This is a genomic window from Nocardia cyriacigeorgica, from assembly GCF_010858045.1.
Lineage (GTDB): Bacteria > Actinomycetota > Actinomycetes > Mycobacteriales > Mycobacteriaceae > Nocardia > Nocardia cyriacigeorgica_E.
The window spans coordinates 17,287-29,739 of sequence record NZ_JAAGVC010000039.1 but is presented as its reverse complement, the minus strand read 5'-3'; the positions used below and the strand labels follow the sequence as shown (position 1 = coordinate 29,739).

Genomic DNA, 12,453 nt, shown 5'->3' with positions numbered 1-12,453 from the left:
CGGGTCAGGACGCGACGGTGGCCGAGCGCACGCCGTCGGCCAGTTCGGCCGTCAGCTTCCGCACCGCGTCCAGGCCGTCGGCGGCCGCGCTCACCAACGCCGAGCCGACGATCACGCCGTCGGCGTAGGCGGCGATCTCGGCGGCCTGCGCACCCGAACGCACCCCGAGACCGACGCCGATCGGGATGTCGGAATGCGCGCGGATGCGGGCGCACAGTGCGGGCGCGGCCGAGGACACCGCGTCACGGGCACCGGTGACGCCCATGGTGGAGGCGGCGTAGACGAACCCGCGCGACGCCTCAAGCGTCTTGACCAGGCGTTCCTCGGTGGACGACGGCGCCACCAGGAAGATCCGGTCCAGGTCGTGCGCGGCCGAGGCGGCGAACCACTCGCCGGCCTCGTCCGGGATGAGGTTCGGGGTGATGATGCCCGCGCCGCCCGCGGCCGCCAGGTCGCGGGAGAACCGGTCGACGCCGTACTTCAGCACCGGGTTCCAGTAGCTCATGACCACGGCCTGGGCACCGGCGGCGGTGACGGCCTCGACCACGGAGAACACATCCCGCACCCGCACCCCGCCGCGCAGCGCCTGCTCGGCGGCCCGCTGGATGGTCGGCCCGTCCATCACCGGATCGGAGTAGGCCACGCCGACCTCGACGATGTCGCAACCGGCCTCGACCATCGCGCGCACGGTGGCGATGGAGCCGTCCAGATCGGGGTAGCCCGCGGGCAGGTAGCCGATCAGGGCGGCACGATGTTCGCTGCGGCAGGCCGCGAAGGTGTCGGCGAGTCTGGACTGCTGGCTCACTGCGCGTTCCCCTTGCCCTCTGCGGCCTCGTCGTCGAACAGTCCGAACCAGCGCGCGGCGGTGTCCATGTCCTTGTCACCGCGACCGGACAGGTTCACCAGGATGATGGCGCCGGGGCCGAGCTGCTTGCCGAGCTCGAGCGCACCGGCCACCGCGTGCGCGGACTCGATCGCCGGGATGATGCCCTCGCTGCGGCTGAGCAGCAGCAGCGCGTCCATCGCCGCGGTATCGGTGACCGGCAGGTATTCGGCGCGGCCGATGTCCTTGAGGTAGGCGTGCTCGGGGCCGACGCCCGGATAGTCCAGTCCGGCGGAGATGGAATGCGATTCGATGGTCTGGCCGTCCTCGTCCTGCAGCAGGTACGAGTAGGCGCCCTGGAACGCACCGGGCGAGCCACCGGTGAAGGTGGCGGCGTGGCGGCCGGTCTCGACGCCATCGCCCGCGGCCTCATAGCCCACCAGGCGCACGCCCGGATCGTCGATGAAGGCGTGGAAGATGCCGATGGCATTGGAGCCGCCGCCCACACAGGCGGCGACGGCGTCGGGCAGCCTGCCGGTGAGCTCCTGCACCTGCTCACGCGCCTCCAGCCCGACCACGCGCTGGAAATCGCGCACCATCAGCGGGAAGGGATGCGGTCCCGCGGCGGTGCCGAAGCAGTAGTAGGTGTCATCGGCGTTGGAGACCCAGTCGCGCAGGGCCTCGTTGATGGCGTCCTTGAGGGTGGCCGAGCCGGTGCCCACCGACACCACCTCGGCGCCGAGCAACCGCATCCTGGCCACATTGAGTGCCTGCCTGGCCGTGTCGACCGCGCCCATGTAGACGATGCAGTCGAGGCCGAGCAGCGCGCAGGCCGTCGCGGTGGCCACGCCGTGCTGGCCGGCGCCGGTCTCGGCGATGACGCGGGTCTTGCCCATGCGCTTGGCCAGCAGGGCCTGCCCGAGCACATTGTTGATCTTGTGCGAGCCGGTGTGGTTGAGGTCTTCGCGCTTGAGCAGGATGCGGGCGCCGCCGGCGTGCTCGGCCAGGCGGGTGCATTCGAACACCGGCGAGGGACGGCCTGTGTAGTCGCGTTGCAGCCGGTCCAGCTCACCGAGGAATTCGCGGTCGCTGCGCACCTTGTCGTATTCGGCGGTGACTTCGTCGATGACGGCCATCAGCGCCTCGGGCACATGCCTGCCGCCGTAGACGCCGAAGTGGCCGCCGTCGTCGGGTTCGTGTCCGCTGCGGTGGGCGACGCCCTCGCTGGCCGCGGGCAGCCCGGTCGCGGCCATCAGCGCGCCCGCCGGGCGGGCTTCGGGCAGGACGGGTGGGTGCCCGCGGTCACCAGCTGCGATACCGCTGCCCGCGGGTCGCCGCTGGTCACCAGGCCTTCGCCGACGAGCACGGCGTCCGCGCCCGCACCCGCGTAGGCCATCAGGTCAGCGGTGCCGCGCACCCCGGATTCGGCGACGCGGATGACCTCGGTGGGCAGCCCCGGCGCGATCCGCGCGAAGCAGTCGCGGTCGACCTCGAGGGTCTTGAGGTTGCGGGCGTTGATGCCGACGACCGAGGCGCCGGCATTGAGGGCCCGGTCGGCCTCTTCTTCGGTGTGCACCTCGACCAGCGCGGTCATTCCCAGCGACTCGGTGCGGTCGATGAGCGAGCTCAGCGTGTCCTGTTCGAGCGCGGCGACGATCAGCAGGATGACGTCGGCGCCGTGCGCGCGCGCCTCGTGGATCTGGTACGGGCCCACGACGAAGTCCTTGCGCAGCACCGGGATGTTCACGGCCGCGCGGACGGCGTCGAGGTCGTCGAGCGAGCCGTGGAAGCGACGGCCCTCGGTGAGCACGCTGATGATGCGGGCGCCGCCGTCTTCGTAGGCCTTGGCCAGGCTGGCGGGGTCGGCGATCTCGGCGAGCGGCCCCTTGGAGGGGCTGGCCCGCTTCACTTCGGCGATGACGCCGATGCCGTCTTCATGCAGTGCCGCGAGCGCGTCCTTGGGCGGCGGCGCGGCGGCCGCTGCGGCTTTGATGGCTTGGAAGTCCAGCAGGGATTCCCGTGCGGCCACATCCGCGCGGACCCCGTCGAGAATCGAGTCGAGTACCGTCATCTGGCTCGAATCCTTTCTGGGGAGACGGACTCACTGCCTGAGAAATCCCCCCAGGCGCTGTCTCACCGGTGCTGATCAAGAGTAAAGGGGCGGGTGTGACGCACGTTCGCCGGGGTTGTCCCCCGGGTTGCGGGCGTCGGCTACTTGTGCTGCGCGAGGTCGCCGGATCATCGGATCACCTGGTGCCGGGCTCGGCCGGGCCGCCATCGGAGCCGGTCCGCGGGTGATCTTCGGTGGGGTCGGTCCCCGCGTCGAGCGCGTCCCAGAGGACCCGTTCGGTCACCGGCGGCGCGGTGGGGTCGCTCGCCTCGCCGCGCCCGGCGACCAGGTCGGTGGCGGCGGCGCGGCGGGCGACCGGCGTGTCGTACTTGCCCGACAGCTGTGCGCTGTCTTTGGGCATTCTGGCCAGCAGCACGCCCGCGGCGAAGGCGGCCAGCGCGCCTGCCATGGTCAGCACGGCGGGCGCGGCGGAAGTGCTCACCTGCTCGACCTGGGCGCGTGCCGGGAGTTCGGCGAGGGTGGCGGCGCGTTGCGAGGTCGCGCCGGAGCCGGTGAGCAGTGCCAGCGCGGGCACCGCGACGACCGCGCCGACCAGCGCCACCAGCACGCCGACGACCCGGCGCAGCCAGCCCTTGGTGGCCAGCACCGCGGCGATGGCGGCCAGCAGTACCAAGGCCAGCGGGGTGAGCGCGCCGAACCAGGTGCCGCCGTCGAGGTCGTCGGTGCGTGGTTCGGTGAGCCCGTCCGAGGAGCGCACGCTCACCCAGGTCATCCGCGAGGCGCCCCACAGGGCGGCCGCGGAGACGGCGAGCAGCACCACCGGGGCGACGGGATAGCGCCGTCCGGCCGGCGTGCCGGACGTGCCCGCACTCTGCGCTGACGTCCCGGGTTCCGGGGTGTTCTCGTCGCTCATGCGGGCGCCTCGCCGATTCCGGTGGTGCTCGTCGCCGGCCCGGCGCCGGTACCGGCGTCGGTGTCCGCGACGGTCTCGGGGTCCGCCCGATAGGCCCGCACGGTCTTCGCCGCAGCCACCGCCCGCAGCACCGCCATGGCCTTGTTGCGCGATTCGGTGTCTTCGTATTCGGGTTCGGAATCGGCGACCACACCCGCACCGGCCTGGACGTAGGCGGTGCCGTCCTTGAGCAGCGCGGTGCGGATGGCGATCGCGGTGTCGGCGTCGCCGGCGAAGTCCAGATAACCGACCACGCCGCCGTAGACGCCGCGGCGGCTGGGTTCGAGTTCCTCGATCAACTCCATCGCCCGCACCTTCGGCGCACCCGAGAGCGTGCCCGCCGGGAAGCAGGCGCGGACCGCGTCGAGCGCGATCTTGCCCGGCGCCAGCCGCCCGGACACCGTCGACACCAGATGCATGACGTGGCTGTAGCGCTCGACATGCCGGTATTCGGTGACCCGCACCGTGCCCGGCTGGCAGACCCGGCCCAGATCGTTGCGGCCGAGGTCGACGAGCATCAGATGCTCGGCGTTCTCCTTCTCGTCGGCGAGCAGGCCCTTCTCCAGCAGCAGATCGTCTTCCTCGGTGGCGCCGCGCCACCGTGTTCCGGCGATCGGGTGGGTGGTGGCCACGCCCTCCTTCACCGTCACCAGCGATTCCGGGCTGGAGCCGACGATGGAGAACGCGGTCCCGCCGGAGCCATCGGGCACGTGCAGCATGTACATGTACGGGCTCGGGTTGGAGGCGCGCAGCATCCGGTAGAGGTCGATCGGGGCGCCGTCGTAGTCCATCTCGAAGCGCTGCGACAACACCACCTGGAAGACCTCGCCCGCCTCGATCTCCTTGACCAGCCTGCGCACCCCGGCGCCGAATTCCTCGCTGGTGCGCTGGCGGCGGTACTGCGGTTCGGGCTGGTCGAACACCGAGACCGTCGATGCGGCGGGCGCGGCGAGTGCGGCGGTCATCCGGTCCAGCCTGGCCACGGCGTCGTCGTAGGCCTCGTCGACTCGCTCGGCGGTGCCGTTCCAGTTCACCGCGTTCGCGATGAGGGTGATGGCGCCCTCGTGGTGGTCGAAGGCGGCGAGGTCGGTGGCCAGCAGCAGCACCAGATCGGGCAGCCGCAGATCGTCGGCGGCCAGGTTCGGCAGCCGCTCCATCCGGCGCACGGCGTCGTAGCCGAGGTAGCCGACCATGCCGCCGGTCAGCGGCGGCAGCCCCGGCATGCGTTCGGTGCGCAGCAGTTCCAGGGTCTGGTGCAGCGCGTCCAGCGGATCGCCGCCCGAGGGCGCGTCAGCGGGGGTGGCGCCGAGCCAGGCGGCCTCGCCGTCGACCACGGTCAGCGCCGACGGGCTGCCCGCGCCGATGAACGACCAGCGCGACCACGACCGCCCGTTCTCCGCCGATTCGAACAGGAAGGTGCCTGCCCGGTCACCGGCGAGCTTGCGGTAGGCCGACAGCGGAGTCTCGGAGTCCGCCAGCACCTTTCGGGTCACCGGCACCACCCGATGCTCGGCGGCCAGCTGATGGAACTGTTCGCGGGTCGTGGTGGCCGTGGTGTCCTGGCGGTGGGATGCGCCCTGCATCGGTCCATCATCCCAGGCGGCTACGACAGGCCGATGGGCGCACCCGCCGGTAGGGTCGGTCCATGAAGACTGGCCAGCTCGCTCCGCAGTTCGAGCTCCCCGATCAATCAGGCACCAAACGTTCCCTCGACGAGCTGCTCGCCGACGGGCCGCTCGTGCTCTTCTTCTACCCCGCCGCCAATACTCCGGTGTGCACGGCCGAGGCCTGCCATTTCCGTGATCTGGCCGAGGAGTTCGCCGCGCTCGGCGCGAGCTGTGCCGGTATCAGCACCGACGCGGTCGACACCCAGGCCGGATTCGCCGACAAGCAGCGCCTCGGTTATCCGCTGCTGTCGGATGCCGATGGCGCGGTGGCTCAGCAGTTCGGCGTCAAGCGTGGCTTGCTCGGCAAGCTGGCTCCGGTCAAGCGCCAGACCTTCGTCATCGATACCGACCGCACCGTGCTCACCGTCATCACCGGTGAACTGCGCGCCAACGTGCACGCCGACGAGGCGCTGCAATTCCTGCGCGAACGCGGTAAATGATCCATCGCCGGTCCGGGTGCCCCCCGGACCGGCACTTTTCCTGCCGAAACACCGTCCGAGCACCCGCGCCGTCGTCCCCGGGCAACCTACGCTGGAGTCATGACCACGCCCGAGCGCACGCCGGACACGCGGACCTCCACGATCTCCTGGCGCACCCGGATCATCGCGGGTGCGGTCCTGGTCGTCGTACTGATCGTCGCCTATCTGATTCTCGCCGCGTTCATTCCCCGCTGGTGGGCCCAGCGGGTGGGCGAGATGGTCAACGGCAGCTTCTCCAAGGGCATCGGCTGGGGCCTGGTCTACGGCGGACTGTGTACCGCCATCCCGTTGTTGCTGTTGCTCGTCGCGGCGCTGGTATGGCGGCGACGCGGCGGCAAGGTCATCGCGGGCGGGGCCGTGGTGCTGGCCCTGGTCTTCGCGATTCCGAACCTGATGACGCTGACGGTGGTGCTCGGCGGCAACAATGCCGCGCACGCCGGCGAACGCATCATGGACGTCGACGCGCCCGCCTTCCGCGGCGCCTCGCTCACCGGCGCGATCATCGCCGCGCTGATCTTCCTGTTCGTGCTGTTCCTGGTGGTGCGGCGCGGGTGGCGGCGGCGCGCGGAAGCCAAGGCGCTCGTGCAGTCGGGCGGTTCGGCGCCGATCGACACCGGCCGGCCGGTCCGCGAACCCGGCACCGCACCCCGCGCGGAGGGACGCCGCCCCGACAACCTGTGAGTGACCTCACGTCGTTTCGTGTCTCGCAGACGGTCGAGCGAAGTCGTGGCAAACTCGTGGGCGCGGGTGACTGTCAGGGCACGACCACGTCACTTGGCTCGAGAGAAGGCGCACAGTGACGAAGTGGCTAAACCCAGTAGAACAGCGAGCTTGGCGGGCGATTGTCGCGTTGATGACACGCCTGCCGGGCACTTTGGACACCCAGCTGCAACGCGAGGCCGGACTCACGCACTTCGAATTCTGGGTGCTGTCGCTGCTGTCGGAGGAGCCGGGACACCGGCTTCAGATGAGTGAGCTTGCCCACAGGGCAAACGCATCGCTATCGCGACTGTCTCATGTGGTGTCCAAGCTGGAGCGGATGGGCTGGGCCGAGCGCACCGTCACCGCCGGACGGCGTGGTGTCCAGGCCGTCCTCACCGATGACGGGTACACGAAAGTCGTCGAGGCCGCGCCCGGATACCTCGACGCGATCCGCTCGCTGGTTTTCGACGGTCTCGACGCCGGTCAGATCTCCACCCTCGCCGACCTGGGCGAGGCGATGGCCACCCAACTGGCCGACCGGCTCGGTGTCCCCCGCACCAAGGGCGAACCCTCCGGTTTCTGATCAGCCCTCGGAACCGGCGGCGAGCAGCACATCCGCATCGAAGCAGGTGTGGGTGCCGGTGTGGCAGGCCGCGCCCACCTGATCGACGGTGAGCAGCACGGTGTCGCCATCGCAATCCAGGCGCACCTCGTGCACGTACTGGGTGTGACCGGAGGTCTCCCCCTTCACCCAGTACTGGCCGCGTGAGCGCGAGTAGTAGGTGGCCTTGCGGGTGGCGAGGGTGCGGGCCAGCGCCTCGTCGTCCATCCACGCGACCATCAGCACATCGCCGGTGCCCCGTTCCTGCGCGACGGCGGAGAACAGGCCGGCCTCGTTGCGCTTGAGGCGAGCGGCGATGGCTGGATCCAGAGTCATGCCACCGTTATAGCAGTGCCAGCTCTTCGGCGAGGATCGCGACGGCCTCGCGGATCTGCTGCTCACTGTGGCAGGCGGTGACGAAGAACCGCAGTCGCGCCAGATCTTCTGGGACAGCTGGATACAGGATCGGGTTGACGTTGATCCCGCGTCGCAGTAGCGCGTTCGACAGCGTCAGCGTCTTCAGCGAATCGCCGACGATGCACGGGATGATCGGGGTGTCGTGGCTGTCGCCGGTGTCGATCCCGGCGTCCTTCGCCAGCTTCAGGAACAGTTCGGCGTTGCGACGCAGCCGCGCCAGCGGTTCCGGATCGGTGCGCAGCAGGCGGATCGCCGCCGCCGAGGCCGCCGCGTTCATCGGGGTCATGCCGACGCTGTAGACGAAGCCGGGCGTGGTGTATTTCAGGAACCGGATCAGCTCCGCGCTGCCCGCGACATACCCACCGCACCCGGCCAGCGCCTTCGACATCGTGCCCGACCACAGCTCGACCTCGCCGCGATCCACCCCGTAGTACTCGCCGATGCCGCCGCCGCCCGCGCCGAGCACGCCGACGCTGTGCGCTTCGTCGATCATCAGCAGCGCCCGGTGCTTGTTCTTGATCTCGATGATGGCGGGCAGGTCGGGGATGTCGCCGTCCTGGCTGTACACGCCTTCGATGAGGATCAGCACCCGGCGATACCGGTGCCGCAGTTCGCTCAGCATCCGGTCGAGGGCGGCGTGGTCGTTGTGCGGGAACGGTCTGCGGGTGGCGCCGGAGAGCTTGCAGCCCTGCAGGATGCTGTCGTGGGCCAGGCTGTCGTGGATCACCAGATCCTGCGGCCCGACGATATGCCCGATGATGGTGACGTTCGTGGAATGCCCGCCCACCAGCGCCATCGCGTCCTCGGTGCCGAGCAGCGCGGCGAGTTCGGCTTCCAGCTCCCGATGCACCGGCTTCTCCCCGGAGAGCACCCGGCTGGCCGAGCACGAGCTGCCGTACCGGGCGACGGCGTCCTGCACGGCCGAGACGACCGCCGGATGCCCCGACAGGCCGAGATAGTTGTAGCTGGAGAAATTCAGCACCGGCACACCGTCGATCACCGAGGTGTCGCGGGTGACGCCGTCGTTGACCAGGAAGTACGGATTGGCCAGGCCGAGCGCCTGCGCCCCGGCGAGCCTGCCCTCGATCGCCTTCACCTCGGCGAACTCGCTGATGCGGAACTCGGGTACGACGTGCGGTTCAGGGGCCGCAGCAGTGGGCGCTGTCGCGGCACCACCCGCCGCGACGTACTCGACCACCTCGCCGAGCGTCGCCTGCTCCCCGAAGCGAGCCGGATCGATGACCAGCCCGGGCATCCGGCGGACGATTCCGGTGAACAGGTCGGCGGTCATGATCGAATCGAATCCCAGGTCGCCGCTGAGAGTTTGGGCGTTGCGCAGCCGGTCGGCCGGGTAGCCGCTCACCCTGGCCGCTTCCGCGTAGACAACGCCGATGGCCTCCTGACCGGACGTCCGCGCGCCGTCGGTAGCCGCTGCGGCGGGACCGGCGGCCCCGTGCGCGAGCTTCGCCAGTAGCGCGTTCTGTTCGCGGAAGAGCGCGATCATCTGGTCCATGGTGGTGATGTCCTCGGAGTGTTCGGATGTGGCCGTGCGGGTTCGTACTTCGGGTTGTGCCGGATGATCGGTGTTCTGCTGTTCGCGGGGTGCCGGTGCTGTCGCGCCGAGTTGTGGTCGCTGCTGTGCGCTGTGCGGGGCGGGCGGGTCGAACCAGAAACGGTGTTCGGTGCTGAACTCGTACACCGGCAGCCGGTGACGCACTCGGTGCGCGGGTTCGTAGAGCCGGTCCCAGTCCGGGTCGAAGCCGTCGCGGTACAGGGCGGCGATGGTGCCGGCGAATTCGTGGCCGGTGGCGCCTGGGCCGGGGCTGGGAACCAGGCAGCGGCCGGCGAACTCGGGTCGGATGCGGTTGATCATCGGTGTCAGCACGCGACGCGGTCCCACCTCGATCAGGTGGGTCGGTTCGGTGCCGAGTGCGGCGTCGACGGCCTGGCCGAACCGGACGGTGGCGCGGATGTGTTCGGTCCAGTAGGCGGCGTCCATCGTTTCGCCGGGCGCGAGCAGACGCCCGCGCACGGTCGAGTAGATCGGCAGGTTCGGCGCGCGGTAGGTGCAGGCGTGCGCGGCGGACTCGAACTCGGCCAGCATGGGTTCCATGCGAGGGCTGTGGAACGCGTGGGAGACGGTGAGCGTCTTGGTGCTCACCGCACGCTCGGCCAGGATCTCATCGATGCGTGCGAGCGCGGCGGCATCGCCGGAGAGCACGAGGTCGGCCGGTCCGTTGACGGCGGCGATCGCGACCTCGGGTTCCTCGGCGAGCAGGTCGGCCACCGCGGATTCGCCGGCGCGCACCGCGAGCATCGCGCCGCCGCCGGGCAGCCGCCGCATCAGCGCGCCGCGCAGCACCACCAGCCGGCAGGCGTCGTCCAGGTCGAGCACGCCCGCGACGACCGCGGCCGCGTATTCGCCGATGCTGTGCCCGAGTAGCCAGGCCGGGCGCAGCCCCGTCTCGGCCAGGGCACGCGCGAGCGCGTACTCCATCGCGAAGATCGCCGGCTGCGCCAGTTCGGTGCTGTCGATGTGGGCGGTGTCGTCGAGCAGCAGTGCGCGCACGGACCGCCCGAGGTGCGCGCGCATGGCGTCGTCGACCGTGCGCAGCGCCCGGCGAAAGCCTCGGCTCGCCGCGTCGAGCGCGCGCGCCATTCCGGCGAACTGCGCGCCCTGCCCGCTGAACATCCACCCGGCGGACACCGGCTGGGCGACACTGCTGTCCGGTGCCCGCCGCAGCTGCTCGATCGCCTCGTCCCGATCGGCGGCGACGACCGCGAGCCGCTGCCGACCGGAGGCCTTGACCTGATTGCTCGTCCAGCACAGCTGCGCGAACCGATCACGAGGCAGGGCGGCCACCGCGTCGGCCATCCGTGCCGCGTTACGGCGCAACCCGTCGGTGGTGTCCGCCGACAGTGTCAGCACACCAGCGCCGGCCACCGGGTCGCCGTGACCATCCAGGCCCACACCGTCATCGGTGTCCGCCGACCGCACTCCACCGTCGACCGGATGGTCCGGCAGCGCATCTCGGCCCGGCCGGTCAACCGTGTCCGCAGACACCGAAGGACCGCCGACCGCACCAGCCGAACCGCCGGCAGCCTGCGAGCCAGATTCCGGCGCGCGGCCGACGGCAGCGGGTGGCGATGACATCGGCGCACTCCCCAGCACGATATGCGCATTCGTCCCGCCGACACCGAAGCTGCTCACCCCGCCCACCGCTTGCTCACCGAGCGGCATGGCCTCTCCCAGCAGACGCAAGCCGTGCTGTGCGAGCCGCAGTTTCGGATTCTCGGTCTCGGCGAACCGGGTCGGCGGCACCAGTCGATGGTGCAGGCCGAGCGCGACCTTGATCAGCCCCGCGATGCCGGCCGCGCCCTCGGTGTGCCCGAGATTGCCTTTGACCGAACCGATGCCGCAGGGCCGGGCGCGGCCTGTGTGCAGTGCGCCCAGCGCCTTGACCTCGATCATGTCGCCGAGCACCGTGCCGGTGCCGTGCGCCTCGATGAAATCCACCTCCTGGGCCCGCACCCCGGCGCGCTGGTAGGCCTGCTCGACGACCTGCTGCTGCGCCCACCGGTTCGGCGCGGTGATGCCGTTGCTGCGGCCGTCGGAGTTGACGGCACTGCCCTTGATCACCGCGTAGATCGGCAGTCCGGCGGCTTGCGCGTCGGCCAGCCTGCGCAGCACCAGCACGGCCGCGCCCTCGCCGCGGACGATGCCGTCGGCCGAGCCGCTGAACGGTTTGCATCGCGCGTCGGGCGCCGACAGGCCGGCCTGGGTGTAGAAGATGCCGACCGCGGGCGTCAGCACGAGGTTCACTCCACCGGCCAGCGCCTGATCGCATTCCCCCGAGGCCAAGGCGGTGCAGGCGAGGTGGACGGCGCTCAGCGACGACGAGCACGCGGTGTCGACAGCCATGCTGGGACCCCGCAGATCCAGCTGGTAGGACAGCCGGTTGGCGGTCATGAAGTACCCGTTGCCCGACCCGTGCTGCGCGGTGATCGCGGAATAGTCGCTCATCTGCACATTCGCCCACTCGTTGGCCATCACACCGACGTACACGCCGGTGCGGGACCCGGCCTGGGCTCGCGGATCGAGGGTGGCGTCTTCCAGGGCGCGCCACGCGGTGTGCAGCAGCAGCCGCTGCTGCGGGTCCATCGCGGCCGCCTCGCGCGGGGTGATGCCGAAGAATGCGTGGTCGAAAACGTCGGCGTCGGTGAGGAATCCACCGCCGCGGTTGTTGATGGTGCCGGGACCGCCGGCCGGATCGTGGACGTCCTCGGCCGCCCAGCGGTTCAGCGGAACCTCGGAGATGGCTTCGTCGCCTTCGATCAGCAGCCGCCACAGTGCGGCCGGGTCGGCGGCGCCGGGGAATCGGCAGTCGATACCGACGACGGCGATATCGGCGTGCTCGCGCGAACTCTCGGATCCGGTAGGCGAACTCATCACGCCGCGCAGGTGGTGTCGATGGCGAGGAACGCGGCGATATCCGCGATGGTCGGATAGTCGAACACCAGGGTCGGATCCACCTCGATCGACCAGCGGTCCTCGATCTCCCCGCACAGCGCCACCGCCGAGACGGAGTCGAGGCCGAGTTCGGCGAGCGGGACGGCAGGATCCACCTGGTGCGCGGCGCGTCCGGTGTAGTCGGCGACGCGCTCGGCGAGCCAGCCGGTGATCGATGTCGGAGGGGTGGTTGCGGTGGCGAACACGGTCGTCTCCCGGGTGGAATAGGGG

Annotated in this window: 11 protein-coding genes; 3 read left to right on the top strand and 8 right to left on the bottom strand. The window is 70.4% G+C overall.

The window, feature by feature from the left end; translation table 11 throughout:
• Positions 1 to 4 precede the first annotated feature (4 nt).
• The 5 genes from trpA to GV790_RS23790 all read right to left on the bottom strand — a co-directional run bounded on the left by trpA (position 5) and on the right by GV790_RS23790 (position 5,429).
• A complete protein-coding gene (trpA, locus tag GV790_RS23810) occupies positions 5 to 805 on the bottom strand; it encodes a tryptophan synthase subunit alpha (RefSeq protein WP_163816257.1) in 801 nt (266 codons plus the stop codon).
• On the bottom strand, positions 802 to 2,076 hold the full coding sequence (trpB, locus tag GV790_RS23805) for a tryptophan synthase subunit beta (RefSeq protein WP_163816254.1): 1,275 nt from the start codon (positions 2,074 to 2,076) through the stop codon (positions 802 to 804). Before trpB ends, trpA begins: the two co-directional genes overlap by 4 nt.
• Positions 2,076 to 2,894: an indole-3-glycerol phosphate synthase TrpC gene (gene trpC, locus GV790_RS23800; protein ID WP_104359429.1), complete on the bottom strand. Its 819-nt coding sequence runs from the start codon at positions 2,892 to 2,894 to the stop codon at positions 2,076 to 2,078. The genes trpB and trpC overlap by 1 nt, the downstream gene beginning before the upstream one ends.
• A 175-nt stretch (positions 2,895 to 3,069) precedes the next feature.
• Positions 3,070 to 3,807 carry a TIGR02234 family membrane protein gene (locus tag GV790_RS23795; RefSeq protein ID WP_163816252.1) on the bottom strand — a complete coding sequence of 246 codons (738 nt, stop codon included), beginning with the start codon at positions 3,805 to 3,807 and terminating at the stop codon, positions 3,070 to 3,072.
• A complete protein-coding gene (locus GV790_RS23790) occupies positions 3,804 to 5,429 on the bottom strand; it encodes an anthranilate synthase component I (protein WP_256673490.1) in 1,626 nt (541 codons plus the stop codon). The genes GV790_RS23795 and GV790_RS23790 overlap by 4 nt, the downstream gene beginning before the upstream one ends.
• A 62-nt stretch (positions 5,430 to 5,491) precedes the next feature.
• Here GV790_RS23790 and GV790_RS23785 point away from each other — a divergent pair, with 62 nt between their 5' ends.
• The 3 genes from GV790_RS23785 to GV790_RS23775 all read left to right on the top strand — a co-directional run bounded on the left by GV790_RS23785 (position 5,492) and on the right by GV790_RS23775 (position 7,277).
• Positions 5,492 to 5,953, top strand: coding sequence for a peroxiredoxin (locus GV790_RS23785; RefSeq protein WP_163816250.1), 462 nt, complete (start codon positions 5,492 to 5,494; stop codon positions 5,951 to 5,953).
• Between the two features lie 99 nt (positions 5,954 to 6,052).
• A complete protein-coding gene (locus GV790_RS23780) occupies positions 6,053 to 6,673 on the top strand; it encodes a permease (protein ID WP_163816248.1) in 621 nt (206 codons plus the stop codon).
• Between the two features lie 70 nt (positions 6,674 to 6,743).
• Positions 6,744 to 7,277, top strand: a complete 534-nt coding sequence (locus GV790_RS23775; protein ID WP_178128273.1) for a MarR family winged helix-turn-helix transcriptional regulator — start codon at positions 6,744 to 6,746, stop codon at positions 7,275 to 7,277.
• On the opposite strand, the gene hisI is transcribed toward GV790_RS23775, so the two are convergent.
• Genes hisI through GV790_RS23760 form a run of 3 tightly spaced genes read right to left on the bottom strand, consistent with a single transcriptional unit; the run spans position 7,278 to position 12,428 of the window.
• Positions 7,278 to 7,631: a phosphoribosyl-AMP cyclohydrolase gene (gene hisI, locus GV790_RS23770; protein ID WP_163816243.1), complete on the bottom strand. Its 354-nt coding sequence runs from the start codon at positions 7,629 to 7,631 to the stop codon at positions 7,278 to 7,280. It abuts the gene before it with no gap.
• A 7-nt stretch (positions 7,632 to 7,638) separates the two neighbouring features.
• Entirely contained in the window at positions 7,639 to 12,162 is a 4,524-nt protein-coding gene (locus tag GV790_RS23765; protein WP_163816295.1) for a type I polyketide synthase, read from the bottom strand.
• On the bottom strand, positions 12,162 to 12,428 hold the full coding sequence (locus GV790_RS23760; protein ID WP_163816241.1) for an acyl carrier protein: 267 nt from the start codon (positions 12,426 to 12,428) through the stop codon (positions 12,162 to 12,164). Before GV790_RS23760 ends, GV790_RS23765 begins: the two co-directional genes overlap by 1 nt.
• Between the last annotated feature and the right edge of the window lie 25 nt (positions 12,429 to 12,453).

Excerpts from the sequence above, each read along its gene's own strand:
- trpB (WP_163816254.1), bottom strand. The coding sequence starts at position 2,076 with ATGGCCGCGACCGGGCTGCCCGCGGCCAGCGAGGGCGTCGCCCACCGC.
- trpC (WP_104359429.1), bottom strand. The coding sequence starts at position 2,894 with ATGACGGTACTCGACTCGATTCTCGACGGGGTCCGCGCGGATGTGGCC.
- GV790_RS23795 (WP_163816252.1), bottom strand. The coding sequence starts at position 3,807 with ATGAGCGACGAGAACACCCCGGAACCCGGGACGTCAGCGCAGAGTGCG.
- GV790_RS23790 (WP_256673490.1), bottom strand. The coding sequence starts at position 5,429 with ATGCAGGGCGCATCCCACCGCCAGGACACCACGGCCACCACGACCCGC.
- GV790_RS23785 (WP_163816250.1), top strand. The coding sequence starts at position 5,492 with ATGAAGACTGGCCAGCTCGCTCCGCAGTTCGAGCTCCCCGATCAATCA.
- GV790_RS23780 (WP_163816248.1), top strand. The coding sequence starts at position 6,053 with ATGACCACGCCCGAGCGCACGCCGGACACGCGGACCTCCACGATCTCC.
- hisI (WP_163816243.1), bottom strand. The coding sequence starts at position 7,631 with ATGACTCTGGATCCAGCCATCGCCGCTCGCCTCAAGCGCAACGAGGCC.
- GV790_RS23765 (WP_163816295.1), bottom strand. The coding sequence starts at position 12,162 with ATGAGTTCGCCTACCGGATCCGAGAGTTCGCGCGAGCACGCCGATATC.